The sequence below is a fragment of the Desulfonatronum thiodismutans genome (assembly GCF_000717475.1).
GTDB lineage: Bacteria > Desulfobacterota > Desulfovibrionia > Desulfovibrionales > Desulfonatronaceae > Desulfonatronum > Desulfonatronum thiodismutans.
Genome location: NZ_JPIK01000011.1, coordinates 44,243 through 68,203 on the forward strand (window position 1 = coordinate 44,243; position 23,961 = coordinate 68,203).

Annotated in this window: 20 protein-coding genes and 1 pseudogene; 14 read left to right on the plus strand and 7 right to left on the minus strand. The window is 54.5% G+C overall.

Going from position 1 to position 23,961, the window contains the following annotated elements; all coding sequences use genetic code 11:
- Positions 1 to 11: 11 nt before the first annotated feature.
- Positions 12 to 1,088, minus strand: a complete 1,077-nt coding sequence (gene gcvT / locus GY33_RS0107950) for a glycine cleavage system aminomethyltransferase GcvT (protein WP_031386829.1) — start codon at positions 1,086 to 1,088, stop codon at positions 12 to 14.
- Positions 1,088 to 2,842 (minus strand): hypothetical protein, encoded by a 1,755-nt coding sequence (locus GY33_RS0107955; protein WP_031386830.1) that lies wholly within the window; start codon positions 2,840 to 2,842, stop codon positions 1,088 to 1,090. The genes gcvT and GY33_RS0107955 overlap by 1 nt, the downstream gene beginning before the upstream one ends.
- A 250-nt stretch (positions 2,843 to 3,092) precedes the next feature.
- Here GY33_RS0107955 and GY33_RS0107960 point away from each other — a divergent pair, with 250 nt between their 5' ends.
- Positions 3,093 to 4,004, plus strand: a complete 912-nt coding sequence (locus tag GY33_RS0107960) for a lysophospholipid acyltransferase family protein (RefSeq protein ID WP_031386831.1) — start codon at positions 3,093 to 3,095, stop codon at positions 4,002 to 4,004.
- Between the two features lie 275 nt (positions 4,005 to 4,279).
- Here the strand turns inward: GY33_RS0107960 and GY33_RS0107965 are convergent, their stop codons facing one another.
- The 4 genes from GY33_RS0107965 to GY33_RS0107980 all read right to left on the minus strand — a co-directional run bounded on the left by GY33_RS0107965 (position 4,280) and on the right by GY33_RS0107980 (position 7,369).
- Entirely contained in the window at positions 4,280 to 4,540 is a 261-nt protein-coding gene (locus tag GY33_RS0107965; RefSeq protein ID WP_031386832.1) for a transcriptional regulator, read from the minus strand.
- 10 nt (positions 4,541 to 4,550) lie between these two features.
- Positions 4,551 to 5,513, minus strand: a complete 963-nt coding sequence (locus GY33_RS0107970; protein WP_200874850.1) for a restriction endonuclease — start codon at positions 5,511 to 5,513, stop codon at positions 4,551 to 4,553.
- 104 nt (positions 5,514 to 5,617) lie between these two features.
- A complete protein-coding gene (gene folK, locus GY33_RS0107975) occupies positions 5,618 to 6,124 on the minus strand; it encodes a 2-amino-4-hydroxy-6-hydroxymethyldihydropteridine diphosphokinase (RefSeq protein ID WP_031386834.1) in 507 nt (168 codons plus the stop codon).
- A gap of 78 nt (positions 6,125 to 6,202) precedes the next feature.
- Positions 6,203 to 7,369 (minus strand): LL-diaminopimelate aminotransferase, encoded by a 1,167-nt coding sequence (locus tag GY33_RS0107980; protein WP_031386835.1) that lies wholly within the window; start codon positions 7,367 to 7,369, stop codon positions 6,203 to 6,205.
- Positions 7,370 to 7,914: 545 nt separating this feature from the next.
- On the opposite strand from GY33_RS0107980, the gene GY33_RS19725 reads away from it, so the two are divergent.
- From GY33_RS19725 to GY33_RS19070, 9 genes are all read left to right on the plus strand, one after another.
- On the plus strand, positions 7,915 to 9,339 hold the full coding sequence (locus GY33_RS19725; protein WP_051822418.1) for an AAA family ATPase: 1,425 nt from the start codon (positions 7,915 to 7,917) through the stop codon (positions 9,337 to 9,339).
- A 123-nt stretch (positions 9,340 to 9,462) separates the two neighbouring features.
- Positions 9,463 to 11,421 (plus strand): type IV pilus biogenesis protein PilM, encoded by a 1,959-nt coding sequence (locus GY33_RS0107990; RefSeq protein WP_031386837.1) that lies wholly within the window; start codon positions 9,463 to 9,465, stop codon positions 11,419 to 11,421.
- A 3-nt stretch (positions 11,422 to 11,424) separates the two neighbouring features.
- Positions 11,425 to 11,985, plus strand: a complete 561-nt coding sequence (locus tag GY33_RS0107995) for a hypothetical protein (RefSeq protein WP_031386838.1) — start codon at positions 11,425 to 11,427, stop codon at positions 11,983 to 11,985.
- Positions 11,986 to 11,993: 8 nt separating this feature from the next.
- On the plus strand, positions 11,994 to 12,503 hold the full coding sequence (locus tag GY33_RS0108000) for a hypothetical protein (protein WP_031386839.1): 510 nt from the start codon (positions 11,994 to 11,996) through the stop codon (positions 12,501 to 12,503).
- Positions 12,500 to 14,203 carry a hypothetical protein gene (locus tag GY33_RS0108005; protein ID WP_051822419.1) on the plus strand — a complete coding sequence of 568 codons (1,704 nt, stop codon included), beginning with the start codon at positions 12,500 to 12,502 and terminating at the stop codon, positions 14,201 to 14,203. The genes GY33_RS0108000 and GY33_RS0108005 overlap by 4 nt, the downstream gene beginning before the upstream one ends.
- Positions 14,204 to 14,215: 12 nt before the next feature.
- Positions 14,216 to 15,913, plus strand: coding sequence for a GspE/PulE family protein (locus GY33_RS0108010; protein ID WP_031386841.1), 1,698 nt, complete (start codon positions 14,216 to 14,218; stop codon positions 15,911 to 15,913).
- Between the two features lie 182 nt (positions 15,914 to 16,095).
- Complete coding sequence (locus GY33_RS0108015) at positions 16,096 to 17,310, plus strand: type II secretion system F family protein (RefSeq protein WP_031386842.1); 1,215 nt, start codon at positions 16,096 to 16,098, stop codon at positions 17,308 to 17,310.
- Positions 17,310 to 18,650 carry a sigma-54 interaction domain-containing protein gene (locus GY33_RS0108020; protein ID WP_031386843.1) on the plus strand — a complete coding sequence of 447 codons (1,341 nt, stop codon included), beginning with the start codon at positions 17,310 to 17,312 and terminating at the stop codon, positions 18,648 to 18,650. The genes GY33_RS0108015 and GY33_RS0108020 overlap by 1 nt, the downstream gene beginning before the upstream one ends.
- A gap of 152 nt (positions 18,651 to 18,802) precedes the next feature.
- Positions 18,803 to 19,234 (plus strand): helix-turn-helix domain-containing protein, encoded by a 432-nt coding sequence (locus tag GY33_RS19070; protein WP_035271582.1) that lies wholly within the window; start codon positions 18,803 to 18,805, stop codon positions 19,232 to 19,234.
- Between the two features lie 80 nt (positions 19,235 to 19,314).
- On the opposite strand, the pseudogene GY33_RS20430 reads toward GY33_RS19070, so the two are convergent.
- Positions 19,315 to 19,446 (minus strand): annotated as a pseudogene (locus GY33_RS20430) (transposase); the annotation flags it as partial.
- A 672-nt stretch (positions 19,447 to 20,118) separates the two neighbouring features.
- Here GY33_RS20430 and GY33_RS19730 point away from each other — a divergent pair.
- The 4 genes from GY33_RS19730 (at position 20,119) to GY33_RS20990 (ending at position 23,560) form a co-directional block, all read left to right on the plus strand.
- A complete protein-coding gene (locus tag GY33_RS19730) occupies positions 20,119 to 20,535 on the plus strand; it encodes a type II secretion system protein (RefSeq protein WP_051822420.1) in 417 nt (138 codons plus the stop codon).
- 525 nt (positions 20,536 to 21,060) lie between these two features.
- Positions 21,061 to 21,453 carry a prepilin-type N-terminal cleavage/methylation domain-containing protein gene (locus GY33_RS0108050; RefSeq protein ID WP_161788454.1) on the plus strand — a complete coding sequence of 131 codons (393 nt, stop codon included), beginning with the start codon at positions 21,061 to 21,063 and terminating at the stop codon, positions 21,451 to 21,453.
- 2 nt (positions 21,454 to 21,455) lie between these two features.
- A complete protein-coding gene (locus GY33_RS0108055; RefSeq protein ID WP_031386846.1) occupies positions 21,456 to 21,902 on the plus strand; it encodes a type II secretion system protein in 447 nt (148 codons plus the stop codon).
- A 26-nt stretch (positions 21,903 to 21,928) separates the two neighbouring features.
- Positions 21,929 to 23,560 carry a bactofilin family protein gene (locus GY33_RS20990; protein ID WP_152555138.1) on the plus strand — a complete coding sequence of 544 codons (1,632 nt, stop codon included), beginning with the start codon at positions 21,929 to 21,931 and terminating at the stop codon, positions 23,558 to 23,560.
- The last annotated feature ends 401 nt before the right edge of the window (positions 23,561 to 23,961 follow it).

Below are 23,961 nucleotides of genomic sequence, written 5' to 3' on the forward strand. Positions count from 1 at the left end.
GGAAAGGTCGCCTAAAGCTTTATTCGGGCGGTTCCCTGGGTGTAAAAAGGCAGGGTAGTTCGCCGCGCGGTCAACTCGGCCTTCCCGGTCCGGATCAGGAACTCCGGTTCCTCGGCCAACCGTTCGTTCACGTAGGCCAGGGCCACGGCGTGTCCCAGGGACGGGGCGAAGCTGCCGCTGGTGACCCGGCCGCATACGTCTCCGGACGCACCATAGACCATGTCTCCATGGCGAGCGCTGCGTCGTCCGGGGATGAGCAGCGGAGTCAGGCGCTCCCGAACGTCCAACTGACGCCCTTTGCCCACATAAGAAGCAGGGGAGGTGAGCAGGGCGGCGTACCCGGCCTCGGCCGGAGTGTGGTGCTCGTCCAGGTCCTGGCCGTACAGCGGCAGGCCCAATTCCAGGCGCAGAGTGTCCCGGGCCCCGAGTCCGGCTGGAAGCACCCGGTCGTCTCGCAGGCAGGCTTCCCAGAACGCAAGCGCCGACGATGACGGAAGATAGATTTCATACCCCAGTTCCCCGGTGTACCCGGTACGGCTGACCAGAACTTCCTCGCCCTGAAACAGCAGCTTGCGGAAGGAAAAATACCCTAAATTCCGCCAGTCTCCGGGCACGACGCCTTGCAACACTTCCAGGGAAAGCGGACCTTGCAGGTCGATCTTCGCGGTCTGTCCGGAAACGTCCTCCAAGGCCACCGCGGACGGCAAGAGGCTCTCGAGCCATTCCCGGTCATGGTCGATTCGGGCGGCGTTGACTACGAGCAGAAAACGGGCCTGCTCCAACCGGTAGATGATCAGATCGTCCAGAATTCCTCCGTCCTGGTTCAGGAGAAAACCATACCCGGCCCTGCCTGGACGCAGTTTGTGAAGGTTGTGGGTCACGACGCGTCCCAGAGCTTCCTCCGCGTCCTCTCCGGAGATGAGGAATTCGCCCATGTGGCAGATATCGAACACGGAAGCCTTTTTTCGGGTCTGTTCATGCTCAGCCAAAATTCCGGGGCCGTACTGCACGGGCATTTCCCATCCGGCGAACGGGACCATCCGGCCCTGATGGTCCAAGTGCCATGCATGCAACGGTGTCTTATGCATCACGAACCCTTTTTCTCTTTTTCCGGCGCGGAGTCGCGTGACTCCGGTCGTTGTTTGTGAATGCCGCGTAGCTCGTCCACCAATCCTACCAGCCGACGAAATTGGGTCTTGACCCGCAGTCCGTAGGCACTGGCTTCGTCGTCCTTAAGCTGTACGTAACGTTTGTTCAGATAGGCATTGCCCAGAACCCGTTGACACAAGTTGACGACCCGTTCCATCAGGCTTCCGAAGTACGGATGGATCTCGAATTTGAAATCCTGGAGGATGTCATTCATCTGTTGGAGCATGTCCAGCCAGGAGAGGGGCTGGCCTTTGCGGGAGCGCTGGGTCAAATCTTCCAGAATGCGGACTTTGCGGGCCTGCCGGATGTAGGAATACTGCGACCAGACGTCGGTGTACAGTCCCTGGTGTTGCTTGAAGACGTCCAAATTACCCTGCTCAAAGAGATAGCCGTCCAAAACCTTGACCACTCCGGAGTAGAACTCGTCGCTGTATCCGATGATCCTGCGCTGGTGCTTGGACAACCAGGCAAACAGAAATTTCAGCCGTTTTTCGTGGGTGTCCGTGTTTTCCACGACTTCCAGCTTCTTGAAGCGAATCGACCCGGCGAACTCGCCCTTGACGATGTCGTTCAGCTTCAGAAGCATGTTGGAAATGTCCTTGATCACGTTAGCTTCACAGCAGACCTCGCCAGACAGGGGGTGGATGATCTCCTGGCGCAAAACGGAAAGCGCCCGGTCCTGCCGGACGTTGTTCCGGTCGTAGCGATGCTGGCGATAGGTCACCCGCAGGATGACGACGTGTTTTTTAGCGTCGACAAAAGCTCCCAGGTCTCCAAGATGATTGATCAGTTCCACTTGGTCGGAATCGACTCGGACCAGGGCGACTTTGTCCACTTGCGGATAGGATTTGGATTGCGGGCTGGTGTACAGGGTGGTGATGGTCCGATCCGATTGACCCAAAACCCGGACCAAAAAATCCTCGCTCAATTTGAACAGCCGTCGCGCGAACAGCGCGGAGGAGGTCCTGCGCTCCGAAACAATAGGGAAGCCGTACAATTCCATGAGAAATTGATAGACGAAATTGCGGTGATATTCGTAACAGCGATTGTCGCCGACCTTGAACTTGCCGATGCGCAAGCCGAAGCGTTTCAGTTCGCTGTCCAGGTCCGAGGGGAAGGACGCGTTGATGCCGGAAAAAATGAACGGCCCCTGGGAAAGCTGGGAGAAAACATGCCCGCGCTCCATGCGCAAAAGAAAGGAGAGAACCCGCGGATAATGCTCCAGGGCGGTCAGGTCCCGCTCGGAAAAATAATACTGAAACTCGTCGTGCATCTGTCTGGGCAGGCGACTTTGAAAAGCCAACTGATTTTGGCGGGAGATCTGAATTTCCAGAGGGCAAACGGTCTGGTCGCCCTGGTCCAGGTGCTCGAAAGGGGAGTGGAGGATGTCGAATTGAAAGATTTCCTGGAAATAGGAAAGGGGTCTGGCGAGGGCCACCAGGCTGAACCCGGGCAGGTGCTTGTACTCGAAGATATCTACGTCAAAGGAAGGTAGGAGTTCCCTGGCTTCGACAAGAGGGTAGTTGGCCGTTTCAAAATAAGGTTTAATCAAGCAATACTTGATATGCACCATATCCAGAAAACGGCGCAATTCAGAAAGGGTGCCGAACTCCGGAAGGCCTTTGAACGTCCAAGGATCGGCCCAGGCAATATCCTGGACTTGAGAAAACGCCTGCTCCCAGATAATACTCATGGCGAGAAGGGCGTTTGACCGTGATGGAGAAAAAAGAGGCGCTTCAACTGCTTCATTCTCATGTGCCTTCCATGCAATTCGTATACATTTTGAAAGATTATCCGAGTTTTTGTCAAAAAACAACATGCGGTCGTGCCACTTGCAGGGCCTATTTGTCCTCCCAGCTGGCCGGCCTAGAACACAAACTCAATAAAGTCATATTTTTCAATTTTTTAAATCTAAGACTTAAAGCTAAAGATTAACAAACCGCATGCGCACGATCTTTTATGAAACACTGGCCGCTCTTGGGCAGCACGCTGACTTTCGGCATGTGCAAGTCATGGGGGCAGGCCTTGGCCGACTGATCTGGGCCGTAGTGCCGTCACGACGCAGGCTGGCCGCGACAGCCATCATGGAGCGTCTGGGGCTGGACACGGGCCAGGCAAGTGCCGCGGCTCGAAACAGCTTTCTGCACAACGGCCGATCTTTTCTGGAAATCCTGCTGTGTCGGAGGATAGATTGGCGGTTCGTCCGGGATCGGTTGATTCTCGATGATCCGGAACTTTTTCACGAAACCCTTAATGAGCTGCGGGGGAGGCCCTGTGTGGCGGCCACGGCGCATCTTGGCGCCTGGGAACTTATAAGTGGGTTGCTGCACCTGATAACCCCTCAGGAACACAAGCAAGTGATCGTCAAAGCTACCCACGATCAACACTTGTATTCCGTCATTCGGCGAATGCGCAGCCAACCGACGGTGCGTGTCGTCGAACACGAACAGGCCGCGCCCAAGGTCTTGCGCAACTTGAGGAAAAATGGCTTGAGTGGCTTTCTCGTGGATCACAATTGCCGGAGGGAAGAAGCGGTTTTTTTGCCGTTTTTGGGACGAGAAGCCGCGGTTAACATCGGCCCGGCTTTACTGGCCTTGCGGGCCAAAGCTTTGGTTTGGCCCGCTTTTCTGGTTCGTGAGCCTTCGGATAAGTTCCGACTCGTTTGTGAAGCGCCGTTGGACGTCCAGAGCATACCCGGAGATCGTCATGAAAAAGTGGAAGCCATTGCCCGATTCTACACCCAGGCCGTGGAGCGAATGGTGCGTCGCTATCCGGAACAATGGTTCTGGATGCACCGCCGATGGAAAACGCGTCCTGAAGGAGAAGGAACGTACGAGGTGAAGGGCGAGGGATAAGGGGGGGCAAATCCTCAGTGGCACGTTCAAAATAACCCAACACGAATCAAAGTTTACATAATTTACATTATGGGACACAAATGCAACCATTGAAATCACTTGTTTTCTTTCCGGAAGTCTTCACTTGAAGTTTTGATTTGGCCCTTTCGAGCTTATCTTCTCGACGATGGCAATGTGGATCACAAAAAAGCCGCTCGAAAAATTCGAGCGGCTTTTTGCGTAATCTGCACGGCCCCGGATTACGAATCCGCGCACCCTGTTTTTCAAACTCGGAACTACTTTCCAGTCTCCAGCTTCTTCAGATACGAATCCCGACATTCATAACTGCAAAAGCAATGCACCGTCTCACCTTCCTTGATCCGGATGTCGCTGCCCACCGGAACGTATGTCCCACAAACCGGATCCTTGGTCATCACGCCGTTGGCGGCCAGGTTTTCACTTTCCTTTTCCTTGACCTCTTTCTTCTTCTGGAGATCCCCGGCCAAAAGCTTGTACAAAATGAAAGCCGCGGCAATAAAAATTAGAAATTTCAGCATAAAAACTCCTCTACCCGCCGTTTCCCGACGTTGCCGGTTCCGGCTTATCTGGTAAATATGCTCGGAAAAAGGCGTAATCGATATCGTAGACCGTACGCGGAACAACGCCGATTTCCTCTTTCTCCAGCATGGCCACAAGGCGATTCCCATCAATCAGTTCAATAGGCGGCGCTCCTTCCCGAGTCGCCTCCCGCTTCGCGTCTTCAGAAAAAATCCCCGTCGTGATCATGATCCCTTTATCAGCCCGCCCAAGCATGGCGTTGCGAAGATCTCCGACCTGGGCTCTGGAAACAGTGCCCGTGTATCTCTTGCATTGAAAAATAACCTTGAATGAAACAAACGGATTCAGTTGCAACACTCCGTATCCATCAACACCACCGTCTTTGCCGTCTGGCGTAACTTCAACTTTTTCAAAGCCATAAACGCGAAGCAGATATTTGCAAAATTTTTCAAACCCTTTGGGCGTCATTCTCCGCAGGACGTCCAGAAGCTTCACCTCTTCCATTTCCGTCGGTGCGTCACCTTGACCGACAAGCGGGTCGTCGCACTCTGCTTCGGGCGGCTTGGCGGAGATATCTTCCTGAGTCTCCGAAGCACATGAAGCACCTTGCTCTTTCGCTTTTCTTCTTTGGGTATGAATGTTCACCCACTTCTTGAATATGTCTCGTCCTTCTGCTTCGGTCAGCCTCGTCTTCTTTCCTCGTTCGGTCAGCGTCCAGATGCCTCTCCTGGCGGAACTGATCAACCCTTCCCAAACGAGATATTGACGTGCCCAGCAGACCTGATTGTGGAACCGAGCAATGCCTGATTCCGTCAACTCCTCTTTTTTCGCATCCGGAACACCGCATCTTTGCGCGATCAAATCCGAGGCCTCCTGGGGCGTTGCGGTATCGCCAAGCTCTCGGAGCGCATCCAGTAGTGGTCCCATCCACTGGACAAATTCCGCTTTACGCTTCTTCTTGTCGGTGTTCACTCTTTTCAGTCTCTTTTATGGAGAGGTAGGGCCCGCCCCAAGCCGAATTCATTACGAGGTCGATCCTGAAAAATCAAACTTATTCCCCGGAATGAGCCTTTTCCTTACTGATGAATCCGGCACCCGCGGACTTGAAAGGATAAGCGGGCAAGCGCCTCGGAAAGCCTTGTTCCGTCGGGAAAGACGAGTTCCGGGGCGATATCGTGCAAGGGAACGAGGACGAATGCTCTTTCACGAAGGCGCGGATGCGGAAGGGTCAGTTCAGGAGATTCGCGACGTTGTGAGCCGAAAAGCAGCAGATCCAGGTCAACAATCCGCGGGCCTTTGTCCTGCTCGCGCACCCGTCCCATCCGGTCTTCGATTTGAAGGAGCGTTCGCAGGAGTTCCTGAGCCGTCCAGGTCGGCCCGCAGTCCAGGGAGACGACCTGATTGGCGAACCAAGGCTGGTCCCGGAGGTCCTGGGGTTCCGTGAAATAGACGGGAGAACATGGCCCGAGTCGGGCCTCATGCAGGTCGTTCAGATAGTCGCGGGCTTGCCGCAAATTGTCTTCCGGATCTCCAATATTCGACCCCAGACTGATGAACGCCCGCGTGATTCGGGATTGCGTCATGCCCGCACGTGAAGACTGATTTCGATCAATTCAAAAAAGAAAGGGGAGAACGTCATGTTCCCCCCTCCCCTGCCATTATTACAGCTTGGCGATCCGGTCCAAGGCTTCCCGCAGACGATCCTCGCCCACGGTCAGAGCGATGCGGAAATAGCCCTCTCCAGGCGTTCCGAAACCGTTGCCCGGAGTGACCACTACTCCGGTTTTCTGGAGCACCTCGGCCACGAATCCGGTGGAATCCCGACCTTGAGGAACCTTGGTCCAGACATAGAAGGTGGCCTCAGGGGAGCGGCATTCCAGGCCGATCTTGGCCAGTTCCGCCACCACCACGTCCCGTCGCCCCTTGTAGATGTCCCGCATCTCCTGGGCAAAGGTCTCGCCATGGTCCAGGGCGGTGATCCCGGCTTCCTGGACGGCCTGGAAGATGCCGGAGTCGATGTTGCTCTTGATCTTGCCCAGGCCCTGGACCAACTCTTGATTGCCCACGGCCATGCCCACGCGCCAGCCGGTCATGTTGTAGGTCTTGGACAGAGAATGGAACTCGATGGCCACGTCCATGGCCCCCGGGATTTCCAGGATGCTGAGCGGCTTGTTGGCCGGATTGTAGTACATTTCCGAATACGCGGCGTCATGAACCAGGATGGTTCCGAACTCCCGGGCCTTGGCGATCAGCTTTTCGTAAAAGCTTCGTGGAGCCATGGCCGAGGTGGGGTTGTTAGGGTAGTTCAGGAAAAAAACCTTGGCCCGTTTCCATATGTCTTCGGGGATGGCGTCCAGGTCCGGCAAAAAGTCCGTGGATTCGGTCAGCGGCACGAAATGGGTCTCTCCGCCGGCGAACATGGTCGCGATGGGATAAACCGGATAATTGGGCGTCGAGGTCATGACCAGGTCGCCGGGGTCCACGAAAGCCAAGGGAAAATGGGCCAAACCCTCTTTGGAACCGATCAGGCTGAGCACCTGAGAGGTCGGATCCAGGTCCACGCCGAAGCGGAATTTGTACCATCTGGCCACGCAATCCCGAAAGGAGTTCAACCCGGAGTAGGACGGATAGCGGTGATGCTCGCTCTTGGCCACGGCCTTGTTCATGGACTGGATGATGAAGTCCGGAGTCGGCAGATCCGGATCCCCTACTCCCAGATCGATGATGTCCACTCCTTTGGCCTTGACTTCATTCTTGACCCGGTCAATTTCGGCGAACAGATACGGCGGCAGCTGCGCCAGACGGCGCGCCGGCTTGAAAATCGGCATGCTTTGAATCTCCTTGAAAATTGAAGGTACCCGGTTGGTGGCGTGTCGACGGTGAAAACGAAAGAAGCCCTCCCGGAACCACCGGGATAGCCGTCACCCAAAAAAAGATTAGTAAATAGTGGTTCGTGAAGTCAAACCCAGGCCTTTCTCATGGAGGGCAACGCAAAGGAGGCTTGTCCCAGAGGCCTAACTGAGTGTTGAATAAGTCCTTATCCGGCAGTCCGTTCAAAAACCCCAAGTGCAAGGAGCAAAAAAAAGTTCAAGGTCGAAGCGTATTTATTCATACGTGAGAGTTTGAACTTTTTGCGGCGACGCAGCAATTGGGAATTTTTCAACGGACTGCTAAAGGGGGCCCATATTACAGCACAAAGAGCGTTCTCAATTGATTGAGGAGGAGAGAGGCAAAAGAATTACGTTTTCTTGCGTAAAAATCAGGGTTTGGGTAAGATGAATTTGTTTTATGGCGACCATGCTCGACTTTCTTGGACATAAAAAGCTCATTTTTTCTCGGCAAGGAACAACCCCGCATCGCAAGGACTTTAGGCGTGAACTACTTTGAATTGCTGGGGTTGACCAGGGAGCCATTCTCCAACTCTCCGGACCCAGTCTTTTTTTTCAAATCTCATAACCATTCCAGCTGTCTACATCGACTGGAAATCGCCGTCCGCCTGCGCCGCGGCCTGAATGTCTGTCTGGGGCGGATCGGCTTGGGCAAGAGTACGCTCTGCCGCACCCTGATCCAGCGGTTATCCCAGGACAAGACCATTGTTCCTCATTTAATTCTTGATCCCTCTTTTTCAACCCCGAGAGAACTGCTCACCACCCTTTACAATCGTTTCCTGCGGACTTCTCCCCCGACCGAGGCCACACACCGTGAAATAATGGAGGGTTTGCAGCAACATCTTTTCCTGGAAGCCCAGGAAAATCAAAAAATCCTGGTGCTGATCATCGACGAAGGCCAGAAGCTCGTGCCCGAATGTCTGGAAGTGATCAGAGAGTTGTTGAATTACGAGACCAACGACGCGAAACTCTTACAGGTCATCATCTTCGCCCAGGAGGAATTTGACATTGTTCTGGCCGAGGTTCCCAACTTCCAGGACAGAATCAACGAGTTTTGCCGCCTGATGCCGTTGAACTTCTGGGACACCAGGGCGATGATTCGTCATCGGCTCAGCCTTGCCGGCACCTCCAGGGAGCTATTCACTTGGCCGGCGTACTGGGCCCTCTACCGAGCGTCTCGCGGCACCCCGCGAAAAATCATGCACCTCGGACACAAGGCCCTGATGGCCTTGATCGTCAACAATCAAGCCAAGGCGGACCGCAACGTCGTGCTGAGTTGCGCCCGGCCTCTGGGCTGGGATGAGAATCGTCGTCCTCCAGGCTTGCTCTTGCTGGTTTCGGCTGTGCTGTTCGCGGGATTTTTTGGGATTCCGGGAAGATTGCACATGGATATCATCTCGGAACCAGCCCTCCCGGAGGGAAGCGAAACAGTGATCGCTCCTTCGGAATTCAGGAGGCCTATCCCGCTTGAATTCCGCATGGATGCCGAACCCGAGGAACCTGAGTCACTGCCGGAGAACATGAGCGACGTTCTAGAGAATGAAAAATTTCCGGCTGAGGAACAGGTTGCGTCCAATTCCACGCATGTTAGAGGGAATGCAAATTCAGATAAGAGTCAAGCCGTTGAACTGGAACGTTTTTTTACCGGCTCGCGATTCTATGTGCAGGTGGGGGCTTTTTTACAACAAAGCCTTGCCGAGAAAGTCATGCTTGCGGTGCGCACCCGTCACGAATCCGCCGGCATGGCCCACGTGATCTATAAAGGGCAGCACTGGAACATCGTCTACATTGACCACTTCGACACCTCGGACAAGGCCATACAGAAAGCCTTGGAGATATTGCGAGATGAGGATATCAAGACCTCGGTGGTCGAGGCCGAAGGCCAAAACTACCGATTCGTTTGGGAATGAAGTTTGATGGGTGCGCAAGTTTTTTCCACATCCGCTGAAATTGTGACAAAACATACGTACCTGCTCAGATTTGGAGTACATTTTGAATGAAGTAGCGCGGATATTGTCGCCCCGGAAACTGTCATGAGCCAAGCCACGGAAAAACTGCTGCACGTCATTACCGGACAAAGCAAGACCAAGGCTTTGCCGTCGAGGAAAAAAGCGTTCAGCTCTGTTTTTTCTCTGAAAAAGCGCAAGGGACGCTTTCTGGGCGTGGACTTAGAGGCCCGCGGGCTGCGGATGGTTCTGACCGGCGGAGAGGATAACGTTTTTCTGGCCTCCCGCCATACGTCCTATCCCCAGGGCCTGACCCCCAGAGACTCTGGTTTTCCGGCCTTCCTTAGGGAGGAAGCCGCTTCGCTCTGCGGTCAGTTCAACGATTTGATCGTCTGGAGCCACGTCGCGTCTTCCAGGTTTGAGGTGATTCCCTTGAAGATGCCCACCATCCCCCTCTGGGAAATGGGCGAGATGATCCCGTGGCGGGTGCGCAAGGACCACCCCTTTGACGACGAGGAATTCGTCCTGGACTTTGAAATTCAGGGCAAGGTGCAGGACCAGGGGGTTCCCAAGGTCGCCGTGCTGGCCTGCTTGGCGCCGCGCGCGGACATCAGCCGGATGCGCGGCATTTTTTCCGCCGCGGGCTTGCCTCTGGCCGGGCTGACGGTGGCTCCCCTGGCATTCCAGGGCATGTTCCAGTCTCGCTGCTGCGACGTTCCGGAGAGCACCTTCGCCCTGCTGGATATCTCCGACCGCTCCACCCGCATCGATCTCTACACGCAACGAAGAATTCTGCTTAGTCGCGTGATCAAGACCGGGATGACAAGCATGGCTGAAGCCCTGGCAACGGTCTGCACCAGCGAGAAACGTTCCGTCGCTCCAACCGCGGTTCGGGAATCGTCCTCGGACAATGACGACGTCGAGATCATCATCAGGCTGGACGACTTCGATCAAGACATTTCCACGAGGGCTGACACGGAGTCAGGCGAGAACGCGACCTCCGACTTGGCCGACGCCTTGCCCGAGAATCCCGCGCAGCCTCTAAATGATCAAGCAGCGCTTGATCTTTTGCTGCACAAAATGGCCGAAGCCCCGCCGCCGCAAGCCGCCTGTCCGCCCGTTACATCCGAAGACGTGTTTCGGATGATCACGCCGGTTTGCGAACGCTTGGCCCGCCAAGTGGAACGAACTTTTGACTATACCGTGCGCACTTTGGGTTACCCCCGGCCAGAACAGGTTGTCCTGACGGGAACACTCAGCTCGAATCAGGCCTTGCTTGGATATCTCTCATCCGAACTTGGCGCTCCGGTGCGGTCTTTGGGGGCGTTGGGGGCGGACTCGGCCCTGCATTCGGACGTCGCCGCGATGCTCCCTCCCTATGAGGTGCGCGGCCTCGACTTGGCGGCGGCATTGACGAGATGCGAGCAGCACGGCTCCATCAATCTCCTCAAGACGTTTTTGCAGCGTCAAACGGCCAAAGCTGTGGAACACGCCAATATGGCCGTCTACGCCGCGACCATTCTTGTCCTGCTGATCCTCAGCCTGCTTTATGGGCTGGAACAGGCCACGGCGAGGGAGAAGGCACGAACACTGCAACAGTTGGACGAACGCTTGACCGCATTTCATCCCCAGGTGGACGAAACCATGCTTCTGCGTCTGGCCGCGGACCTGGGTCGAGAGCGAACCCGGATCGCCAACCTGAGCGACAACCTGAAGCCAGTGGCCTTGCTTGGGGAGGTTTCCAGACTCACGCCGGACTATATCCGGATCCTTCATCTTCGCCTGGACCCAGCTCCCGCAAACAACGCACCGGATAAAAGCAGCCCAAAAGACTCGTCAAGCCCGCAATCGACCACCATCACGCTCGACCTGCTGGTCACCGGGCCCTTTGACGGCCTGAATACCGCCCTGTCCGAATATCTTTTCACACTGCGAAATTCCCCCTTGTTCGACGTGCCGCTGATCCACGGCAAAACCATCGAACACCATCCCGGTGTCGGCCAGGCCATGCGGGTCACGCTGCACCTGAGCGCACCGCGAGGATAACCCATGTCCCGACTTGTCCAACGCATCACCGCCTCCATTCGCTTCACGCCGGCCTGCGTTTTTCCGTTGCTGATCGGCGGATCGGCGATAGCCGTCTTTCTGGCGGTGTTCCTGCTGCCTGTCTACGCAAAAAACAATTCCCTGGACCGAGCCATCCAGGACCGCCGCGAGGCCCTGGAACGACAGGAGCTGTTCGCGCCGATCCATGCCCGCCTGACCATGCAACTGCGCGAGGCATCCAGCCTGGTGGTCGGAGACCGGCAGGACATCCAGGACACGCCGAAAAGCCCGGAGGAAGCCGTATATAAGCTGAGCCTCCTGGCCGAACAGGCACACAGGTTGGGCTTGTTGGGCGTCACGCCGCACCCTGATTCCTTGAGCACGCAAGACAATCTGGCTGCTGAACTTCGGCTTGCCGGCCCGTTTCCACAACTGCGCGACCTGCTCATAACCCTTCTAGCCCAGCCGTGGCTGCACCGCCTGGAACGTCTGGAAATATCCGGCGGAGCAGACGTGGAGGAGTTTCGCGTCGGCGTCAGCGTGCGCATGGACGAGGGAAGTTGAGGTCAAGTATGGCGACGAGGGAGAAAATACTGGTCCTGGCCATGATTGTGGCCGTGGGATATGGAGCGTATGCCATGTTCTGGCCGGATGAGCGGGAAACCGCGAGCACCGTCCAGGACCGCCAGATGTTGTTGGATCAGGTCAAGGCGGCCACGGATGCGGCGGACCAGGGCAGGCTCTCCCCGCGCCAAAGACACGTCATGCAAGAGGCCCTGCTGCCTTGGCCGGGCAACCCCTTTCATCGCCACTCTCCGGACATCGCCGCAACCGAGCGGAACGAGACCGAGGCAGCAGTCCCGGACCCTCTGCCGGAATTCGTTTATCAGGGCTACCTGGAAACGGACGAGGTCCGGCTGGCCATGATCAACGGCAGGCCTTACGCGGAGGGGGAGAGGATGAGGGAGCCGGGTTTCGAGGTTCTTACTCTAAACCCGAAGTCAGTCGTCATCGTCTTTCGAGCCGCATCGGGCGAGGTCGCTTGGCGTAAAGAATACACACTTGAGGATGGTTTTCTATGAATCAAGACGCAACGTTTTTTGGGGCCGTTTCCGCCTGCCTACTCTGCCTGGCCCTAGTTGCCCTGCCAATGCTGCTCGGCTGTGCGCCGAAAACTCATTCTCTTGATGATCGCATCCAGGAATGGATCGACAAGGAGGAGGAATATCGGGCCTTCACTCCGACGAAAATCCCTCCGGAGGTCGTCTCCGAGGTATATGTGGAGCCGATCACGATTCTTGATGATGTGGACGTCGAGCCGGTACGCCCCCTACCTACCCATACGTTGAATTTTCTCAACGTGATACAAGATCAAAAGGTTGCCGACGTACTCATGCTCCTGGCACGATCCGCGAATGTCAACCTCGTTCTCGCGCCCGGGGTCCATAAGATTGACGGAGTGACGAGCTTCAAGTTTCAGGACGTCAAATGGGACAACGCCTTTCGCGGCCTGTTGCGCAGCCATGGACTGGCCTATTTCTGGGAAGGCGACGTGTTGCAAGTGTATTCGCGGGTCGACATCGACAACGACATCGAATTGATGGAAAAGCTCAGAAAGCATCAGGCCCTGACCATGGAAAGGGGACGGCCCGACCCTCTGGTTACGAGTGTCATCAAGTTACGGTATATTACTGGAAGTGGTGGTGGCAGAACGTATGAGCATCAATCAAAAACCGAATGGACCCAGGACATTTCAATTAGAGATAGTCAATCTACAACAAAAATCAAAGAAACCAAAGCGCTTACCGATCGACTGATGCACTTTCTCTCCCGTGATGAATTCGGCAACCTCCGCGGTTCCATCCATTTCGAGCCCGACACCAACTCCCTGGTGGTCCATGCGACGCGCACGGACACGACAAAAATATTGCGTCTTCTGGAGCATATTGATCAGCCTCGTCCCCAGGTGCATATCAAGGCGCACATTGTGCAGACCTCAAAGGACACGGCTCGTGATCTCGGCATACAGTGGGGGGGCCGACAGGCCGGAGTCAACGCGGGCCAGCCCTGGATGGTGGCACCTGGTGTTGGCCAGCCAGCCGGTGCCTTCCCCGGCGAGGGCCCGGCCCCCTCGTTCAACATTGGCCAGGGCAGCGGCGGCATGGCCGGTAATTTCCCAGCCAATATAACCGACATTGCATCGGGCCTGACCATGGGCTTCATCATGGGTGGTGCCAACTACCTTGAGGTCCAACTAACGGCGCTACAGCAGGATCGCAAGTTGAACATCCTCTCCTCCCCGTCCATCACCACCCTGGACAATCTACCAGCCTTCACAGAGACAGGAGAAAAAGTGCCTTATGTCTCCATGGATGATGCCGGCAACCCTAAAGTTGAATTTGAAGACGCTGTATTACGCTTGGAAATAACTCCCAACGTCATAGATGCCAACCAATTGCGCATGTCTATTCTGGTCAAAAATGACCGCGTGGACGATGTACGCTCGGTCCAGGGCAATCCGTTCATTTATAAGAAGGAAACACAAACTTCCCTGGTGGCCAAAAGCGGAGAAACCATCGTAATCTCGGGACTGACCGAAGAAATTTCCGGCAACCAGCGTCAAGGCGTTCCCGGTCTGATGAACATCCCCGGCTTGGGAGCACTCTTTCGCCGAGATAAACAAGATCAAGAAATGTCTGAGATGCTGATCTTCATCACCGCGACCATCCTCCCGGAACGCCCCGTCTCTCTGTTGACGCAGCCTTCTCAAAACGCGCCCTAACCTAACCCCATTATGGCTAGACAACTCAAACGCCTCGGCGACATGCTCGTGGACGCCGGTCTGCTTACAACAGACCAGCTCAAACAGGCCTTGGGCGCGCACAAGAAGGCCGACGTCAAGCTGGGCGAATACCTTGTCAACGAGGGCATTGTCCGGGAATCCCAGATCACCGAGGTCATCAGTCGGCAACTGAACATCGAGCAGTACAAGCCGGACAAGTTCCCTTTCGAGGTCCATCTCGCCGGACTGATCCCTCCTGATTTCGCCAAAAAGAACAAGGTCGCTCCGCTGCGCCGCAGCGGCAGTCTGCTGATCGTGGCCATGGTCGACCCTCTGGACATCGGGGCACTGGACGACCTGGAAATCATGACCAACCTTGAAGTCGAGCCCGTCATCTGCAGCGCAAGGGAACTGACCGAACTGATTTTCTCCATCTACGGCGTGGGCTCTCACCTGGGAGACACCCTCAGCAAGATGGACGGCGAAGAAATGTTCGCCGACCCAGACGCCGACCCAGACGCCGTGTCTCTGTCTTCCTTGGAGGACATGGCCGGAGAGGCTCCGGTTATCAGACTGGTCAACTCCATTTTGACCCAGGCCGTGCGCGAAGGAGCCAGTGATATCCACATTAGTCCGGAAAAGACGACGGTACACCTGCGCTACCGGGTTGACGGCAAGCTGCGGGAAGTTCCGGCCCCTCCGCGGGGGTATTTCGCGGCCATGGCTTCGCGTTTGAAAATCCTGGCCGGAATGGACATCTCCGTGTCCCGTATTCCCCAAGACGGCCGTTTTTCCTTCAATTTGGACAACCGCGAGATCCATGTCCGTGTCTCCAGCCTGCCCACCATCCACGGGGAAAACATGGTCCTGCGCCTGCTGCACCGCAGCGGTGAGGTCATGACCCTGGAAGACCTCGGCCTTTCCGAAGAGGACAAAGCCAAGATCGAGGCTGCCGCGATCAAGCCCTACGGCATGATCTTGGCCACCGGCCCAACGGGCAGTGGGAAAAGCACTACCCTATACGCTTTGCTGAAAAAGATCAGTCAGCCGGACATCAACATCATTACCCTGGAAGATCCGGTGGAATACCGGGTGGACAAGATCCGTCAGGCCCAACTCAACCGCAAGGCCGGGATGACCTTTGCCTCGGGCTTGCGCTCCATACTCCGCCAGGATCCGGACGTGATCATGGTCGGAGAAATCCGCGATCCTGAAACCGCGAATATCGCCGTCCAGGCCGCGCTTACCGGACACCGTCTGCTGAGCACCCTGCATACCAACGACGCAGCCGGGGCAGTGACCAGACTCATGGAGATGGACGTCCAACCGTTTCTGGTGGCGTCCACTCTGTTGGTTGCCGTGGCGCAACGCCTTGTCCGCCGATCCTGTCCCAATTGCAAGGTGGCGTACGAACCGCCCAAAGCCATGCTTGCGGCCCTGGATCTGGACAGCCACCCTGGGCCATTTCTGCAGGGCAAGGGGTGCTCGCAGTGCCGACAGCAGGGCTATAGCGGTCGAATCGGCATCTACGAGGTTTTACTGGTGGATGACGACGTTCAGGATATGATTCTGAGACGCGAATCCCCCCGCCAGATTACAAAAAATCTGGTTCAGGCCGGCAAACTCCGCACCCTGCGCGAAGGTGCCGCGGACAAAGTCCGCCAAGGCCTCACCACCGTCGAGGAGGCCATGAGTACGGTCATGGTGTGAGGCGGGATGATCCGGTCTTGAACTTTGATTTAATGATTACATGAAGGCTATGATCTGAAAGATAATTATTGCGTGTCGCCACGGATAGCATCATGAAATCATTTCATCATTTCATCACATTTCAGACATTTTCGGATTTGCAGGGTTCCCTCTGACTTCCGACTTCTGACTTCGAGCCCCCCATGCCTCAATACAGATACCAAGCCATGACGGACGCCGGAACCATCGTTTCCGGGGATGTTGAGGCCGATTCGGTAAACACGGCCAAGGCCGCCGTCGCGATCAAGGGCCTCCTGCCTCGTTCGGTCAGTTTGGTTTCCGGGAAGGCCGACAACGTTGCCGGCTCCTCGGCGCTGTTTCAGAAAAAGCCCACGCCCGAAGACCTGATTCTGTTCACCAAGCAGTTCAAGACCATGCTTGGAGCCGGCATGACGGTCATTTCCCTTCTGGAAGTATTGGAGCAGCAGACGGAAAAGGTCTTCCTGCGTGAGGTCATCGCCGCGATCCGCGACGACATCCGCCAGGGCGCCTCCCTGCACGCGGCCTTTTCCAAGCATCCCAAGGTATTCAACCCTCTGTACCTGGCCATGATCCGGGCCGGGGAGGCCAGCGGTACGCTGACCGCCGTTCTGGAGCGGCTGATCTACCTGATCACCCATGAAAACAAGGTCAAGAAGCAGATCAAGTCCGCCCTGACCTATCCCGCCGTGATCGTGGTGACCTTGTTCAGCGCGTTTTTGTTTCTTCTGACCTTCGTCGTTCCGCAGTTTATCTCAATTTTCGCCGGTGCCGGCCTGGAACTGCCCATGCCCACCCAGGTCATCGTGTTCATGTACAACGGCCTGGTCAACTACTGGCACCTGATGCTCGTCGGCGTCTTCCTGTCCGGACTGGCAATTTATCTCTTCTGTCGCACTGAACAGGGCGGCATCCTCCGGGACTCGCTGTTCCTGAAAATTCCTCTGATCGGCCCGGTCCTGCAAAAAGCGGCCATGTCACGGTTTGCCAGCATCTTTTCGCTGCTTCAGGCCAGCGGGGTGTCCGTCCTGGATTCCATCGCCATCCTTTCCGACGTCATCGGCAATGCGGCCATCAGCAAGGAGTTCAACATTCTGCGAGACAAGCTGCGCGAGGGCCGGGGTATTTCCGGGCCATTGCGCTCGTCCAAGAACTTCACGCCCATGATCGTCAGCATGATCGCCGTGGGTGAGGAAACCGGAAACCTGGACGAAATGCTCCAGGCCGTGGCCGACCATTATGACTATGAAGTGGAATACGCCATCGGCAGGATGTCCGAAATGATCGGTCCGCTGCTGATCCTGCTGCTTTCCGGCGTGGTCGGCTTCTTCGCTCTGGCCATCTTCATGCCCATGTGGGACCTGACCAAGACCGTCTGATGCAACCGGCCCATCGACGATTCGTCGTTCAAGTCAGCCTGACCGTGCTCGTGCCCGTGATCGTGGCCGGGCTGGCCGTGTTGACCCTGTTCGTGAGCAGCTCCATTCCGCTTTTCCAACGCGATTTTCTGGGCAACCTGCACTGGGTCGCATTGATGGTCGGCGGGGTCGCCTTTACCTCCTGCTCCCTGCTTCTGTACTTTATCCTCCGCCCCGTCCGCCGCTTCCTGGCCTCGGCCCGCAAGTCCGGAGTCATTCCGGACAGATCCCAGGACAACGCGGACCCTCGGGTGCAAAGCGACCTCGAAGAGTACCGCCTGGCCCTTGAACAGGTGGGCCTGGCCCTGTCCCGCCTGGACGCCAAGGCCCTGTTTCCGGAAATCGTGGCCCAGAGCCGGGCCATGCGCTCCATCCTCGGCCAGATCATGAAGGTCGCGCCAACGGCAACCTCTGTCCTGCTGACCGGAGAATCCGGCACGGGCAAGGAACTCGCGGCCCGGGCCGTCCACTCACAGAGCGGACGTCGCGACGGTCCGCTGGTTGCGATCAACTGCGCGGCTATCCCTGAAAACCTTCTGGAAAGCGAACTGTTCGGCCACGAAAAAGGAGCCTTCACCGGCGCCGCGGCGGCCAAGCCGGGCAAATTCGAGCTGGCCCACGGCGGAACGCTCTTTCTGGACGAGATCGGCGACATGCCGCCCGCCGTGCAGGCCAAAATCCTGCGCATGCTGGAAACCGGTTCAGTGGAGCGGATCGGCGGGACCAAAACCATCCGCTGCGACGTCCGAATTGTGGCGGCCACCAACCGCGATCTCACCGAGATGATACGCCAGGGAACCTTCCGCGAAGACCTCCTGCACCGGCTGAACGTCTTTCCCCTGCACATGCCGCCGCTGCGCGAGCGCAGGGAGGACATCCCCCTGCTTGCCGACCACTTTCTTACAAAGCCTGATCACGCACCGCGCCTCTCCAGCCAGGCCCTGAGCCTGCTCATGGCCCACGACTGGCCGGGCAATGCGCGGGAACTCCGCAACGTGCTGGAACGGGCCGTTGTCCTGGCGGGCGACGAGGAAATCCGCCCGGAACATCTGCCGGGCCTCGGGCCGTCGTCAATCACCCAGCCAGGTGCCAACCCGGCTGAACCAACTCGCCCGGAAGACGATGCCTCTCTGGATCACCGATTGGCGACCCTGGAACGTTCCATGATCGAATCCGCCCTGGCCCGGACGGGCGGCGTCCAAGCCAAAGCGGCCCGACTGTTGGGTATCAAGGAGCGCAGCCTGTGGCACCGGATCAAAAAGCTGGAGATCGACGCCAAGGCGTTCAAAAACGAAAGATGACGACGCGGCTACACTTACGCTTGTATCCTACCTCACCACCTCTTTCTCCTCAGGTCTCAGCTTTCATCCCTCACCCCTCTGTTTTTCCCGTCAGCCCTACCTTGACAATATGATAGGTTGAGATATTTTATCTCAATCATCAGGAGGTAAGCATGCTCACACAGAATATGTCCCAAGCGCAAATACTCGTCCCGACCGACAACCTGTCTCTGATAACGGCACTTGTCCTGAAACTTGGCGGACATGTCGTCAACCAGTCCATCTCTGACCATTCCCACGGTCCGATGCCCGAATTGGATCGCGGCGGAAAGATGCTCAAAGGGCTCCGGCTGCGGGCTGGATTCACGCAGGCGGAAATCGCCGACGCCCTGGGCATTCCTCAGAGCCATATTTCCGAATTCGAGAGGGATAAACGCAGCATTCCCTTCAAGCATGCGAGGAAGCTGGCGGAGCTTTTGCAGTCCATTCCGAGCGATTTCATGCAGCCTAACGACGAGACCCGCGCGGCCATGGCCGAACTGGAAGTGGGCAACGGGCACCGTTGCGACTCTGCTGAAGAGCTCTTCCAGAACTTGAGGATCTAGCCCATGCTGATACCGGTTCTTTCTTCACGGTTCAAAAAGGACATCCGACGAATGAAACGACGCGGCAAGGACATGGGTGCTTTCCATTGCGTGATTTGGTTCGGATGAACTCCGTGTCTCGCGGCAAGCTGCGACGTTGTCAGATCGCCAGCCAACGCCTCCAAAGCCACCTTTGCCTTGAACTCAGCTGAATACCTTGTCCTCTTCACGATCTCTCCCGTGTCGTGGACTCCACCTTAACAGGCTGTCCAATTTTTGGGGACCACTTCAGACCTCCGTGGTAAACTCTTACTCTCCTCATCCGAGCATCCCCCGCACCTATCGAAAAAGATACGTGCAGGGCAGCCAGCTTCATGTTTTAATTCCAGCATCCCAGCATTCCCCTTCTCTTCAAATTTTGTCGCAATCCCACCCAAAAACACCGCAAATTTTGTAGCAACAACCCCTCCTAGCCCTCCAATATCACACGACCCAGCCCATCTTTACGCGCATCCTCGAAATTTCTTCTTCAATCTCATCAACCGCTTCTAGGCAAACATCGCCCCCAATATCGCACATCCGAAAATCCGGCACGATTTATGCTTAAAATATTGAATTGCCAAAGGCATCACCACCCGGCACACAACCATCGCAAAAGGGAAGATAAAGTTCATTTTTTCCGCCATCCAATCAATTTCACCCACAAAATTTTCAAGTTCCGTAAGGAGGTGCCTGACACAACATCACTTGACACGTCGTTCCAATGTTGCATTTTTCCTAACCAACCATCTAACATTTACCTTTAGCCTTTTATTTTTCTTCTGGCTGCTTTACCTTCCAACGTGTTACGTCATTTTCTGTTCAACATCTTGACATTTAACCTCTTCATTCCGAAGGAAAAATACATGCAAAAGAAAGACATTAAGAAGACCCAAGGTGGTTTTACTTTAATCGAAATCATCGCAGTCCTTGTAATCCTTGGCATTCTAGCGGCCGTGGCAGTTCCAAAGTTTATTGATTTGCAAGGACAATCGAAGAAAAATGCTGCAATGGGTCAAGTTGCTGAAATTAAGTCAACTTTAAATTTGGCATACGCTAAGTATCTTTTAAAAAATGCTGGCGAAAAACCTACTGGAACCCAAGTGCTGACCGAAGCAGGCCTTGAAGCAGGTGATCACAACATTGGTACAGCTCCAGACATTTGGAACATTACGACAGCTGTAACGGGAGATGTCGTGACCATAACAGTCAATAGTCGAGGGAACCCTGCGGATACCGGGTATAATGAAACCGGCACTTGGACGGTACCTCCGCATAGCTGATTAAAATGACAATTTTAAACTTAAGTTAAACAACAATCACTACCAACAATCAAACTCTCCGCTCCAGTTGCACTTTTCGACCTGGTGCGGGGAGTTTTACTTTTACACTTAGAACTTTAAGTTTTATGGGACAGGTAAAATATAGACTCCGTCACGACCACCTTTTACTTGTGCATTCTCAACCGTGCCCTCCACTTCCAAAATCAAGGAACCACCATGTCCCGCTCTGCCCGGATGCTTCGTCCTGAAAAACCAAATGTATACCATGTCATCTCCTGAAGCACCCTGCTCGCTTTGCCTTTATCCGATTCACAGCCATGTCCATCTCTTGACCAAGCAGAACCCGACGCTTACGATTGCAAATCATGATGTTGGCATTTGAGGAGCTTTGTTTGTGACGCAATTCCTCGGAGGCGACGAGATGGTACTACCTGAACTCAAGGACGACGGCTTCACGTACCAGGTTTATCTGTCCTGGTCGGAACGGGTATAAAAATAATGTGCCATCCCTTTTTCCTTGCCAGCATGAAAAAATCCCCCGCCTTCTCCCTCATCGAACTGATCATCACCCTGCTTCTCGTAGGCATTTTCGCGGTGATGATTGTGCCATTTTTTCAGAGCGGCGTGTATGACAGCGTCGAGCTTCTGCAAACCCGCCAGGAGTTGTACGAACTAAACACGGTCATGTCCCGGATTGTCGCCGACTACGAGGTCAACCATCATGGCGACCTCAGTTTATTGTCCACAGCCATCGGGGATGTCGGGGCACATGATAACGACGATTACGGCAAATATTACGTTGTTTCCAAAACCTTCCTGGACATCGCCGGAGGAAGCAGCAACGGACTGGAAGTTACCTTTGCCACGCCTGATGGGTTGAGCCCGTTGACGTACCTGTTCACGGAAAAGACAAAGTAGCTATGGGCCGTCAAAACCAACTCTCCCCTCGCGGATCAGGCTTCACACTCATCGAAGTGATCGCCGTACTGGTCATTCTCGGCGTCTTGGCCGTGGGCACGTCCATGGGGCTATTCAGCGTGATTCGCGGCGCGATTTTTGCCGAGCGAAACGCCGAAGCCCTGATCGATGCTCAGCATCAACTCGGAAGAATGGCCATTGAGCTGGCTTCAGCCTGCGAGATAGACACCGTTAACTCAGACAATTCCACCCTGATCTTTGAGTCTCAGCAAGGATCGAATCCATCTGTGACGCGCATTTTACCCGCACCCAGCGGGGCTTCCTTTACCTTTTCCGACAATTCCATCACCATGACGATGGTTGTAGATGTTGCCGAGGGGGAAACCAGGACTTTTACATCCCGTGTCTCCCCATACAAACTTGTCAGCGGCTATGGCTGCATCGAGTAGGAAGAAATATCACAAGGACCAAGCCCATGCCCACCCGCCACAGCGCCGCAAGACGCATTCCATCCAATTCCGCCGGCTTTACCCTGGTCTACGTCATCATCGGCATGGTCGTCCTGACCACGCTTTCGGTGGGAGTGTACACTATTACCAGCCGGAGCGGAACGGACATGGCCAAGCGCGTCCCCCACGACCAGGTTATCCTGCTGGCGCAATCCGGATTGAACTACGCGGCGGCGGTGGCAAAAGTCGTCAAGGATGACGTGAACTTTGAAAAGAATGCTAAGGCCGAAGAATTCAAGAACCGTATTGATAGTATAACAGACCCAATAACACTTGGACCAGGAGAATTCCGCCTGGATGCCGGTGAAGTCATCGCAGGAGTTAATCTGGAGAAAATCATCGTCACCTCCAGGGCTGAGTTGGGTGATGTCTCGTTCTCTTTAGCTACTGATTTCGAATACATCATTGACCAAAATGGCGATTATGTAATTTTAATGGCATCAAATTTTTCTACTGGAGGCGTATATATAGAAGATGCAGATATTATTGTTCTTGGGGATATATTAACTATTGATGGTGGCGAGTCGTCTGAAGGACCATTTATAACTGGTGATGTCTATGCTGAAATGGGCATCACTCTCACAAGCGGAAGAAATGTCATTGGCGATCTTCATAGCTCTGGAGATATCACGCTTTCAGGAGGCTCTAAACTCGTTGGCGATATTTTTTCTGAAGGAAATGTTTCTATTTTAAATGGAGCTAAATTAGAAGGTAGTATTTATGCAAAAGGTGATATAGTAATTAGTGGTGCAGGGTCTAATACAGACGGTGATATCCATGCTTGTAATGGAAGCATTAAAATTTTAAATGGTGCCAGCGCAGGGGTTAATGTTTATGCTTTTGGAAGTTTGGAAATTTCTGGATCTTCTTTTGTTGGTGGTAATGCATATTCCGGTGGAAAAATAGATCTGACAGGATCGGCTCGTATTTTTGGAAATGCCACATCAGGTAAAAATATTCAAAAAGGACCAAGTACCATTATATCTGGAAATGAAATTGAAAACGCTGTTCCTCCTGCACTTAAGTTGCCGGTATGTCCAGTTTTTTTTGACTTTTCAAGTGTATCAATGCCTGCAAAGACAGATTTTTCTGCAGGGGGATCAAATTACGGTACCGGCGGATGGGCTCAAACGGCTAAGGTTTCTCCTGGTTCACATGGGAATGTCAATTTCGGAGGTAGTGGTAAGTTATATCTTCAAGGTGGCAACTACTACTTTCAAAATATCAATTATGGCTGGAGTGGCAGACTTTACCTCGATTTATCATCTAGCGATGATATCAATATTTTTATAAAAAACTCTTTTCAAACAGGAGGAGGGTTTGAAGTATTTGTATCGATCGATGGTACAAGCTATGATCCGATATTAAAGGATGGCAAGCCAAATGCTGATGTTAGAGAGTTAGCTGCCCGTGTTTACCTTGAAACTCATGGAAATTTCAACATTGGAGATGGACAGTGGTTTGGAACAGTGCATGCGCCAGAGGGTACCATCACTTTTGGGTCATATAGTGGGTTTGTTGTTGGTGCTTTGTATGGTAAAACTGGAAATATTTCAGGAGCAAAAATTTATTACGTAGCACCTAATTATTTAAAATAGTTCAAAATCTGGTATGGACGCCCTGAGGGTTGAGATGCATTGTATGTTCGTTCTTTTGTTTTTTTCCATGTAAAAACCGCCAACCAATTCAAGCCACGCGGCTTGCGCCTTTTTGACACTGCAATTTTTTCGGGAGCGGACGGCTCGCACGGTCTCGAGTCCGTTCCCGGCCAAGCACGCATGAACCGAAAGAGCCTTGCTCCCGGCAATTCACTAAAAGGGTTCATTACGCGTTTATCACAAAATTTAGCGTTCGCTGAGGTAGGTCGCCCTTACAGGAAGGGACTCTACCTGCTTTCCCCATCGTTGTCCCAGGGCGTTGCCCTTGGGCTAGAACATGTCGCCCCTTTGGGGCTGAAATCAAGCCCTGAAAGGGCGAAACAAGTACAGCCCAGGGCAAC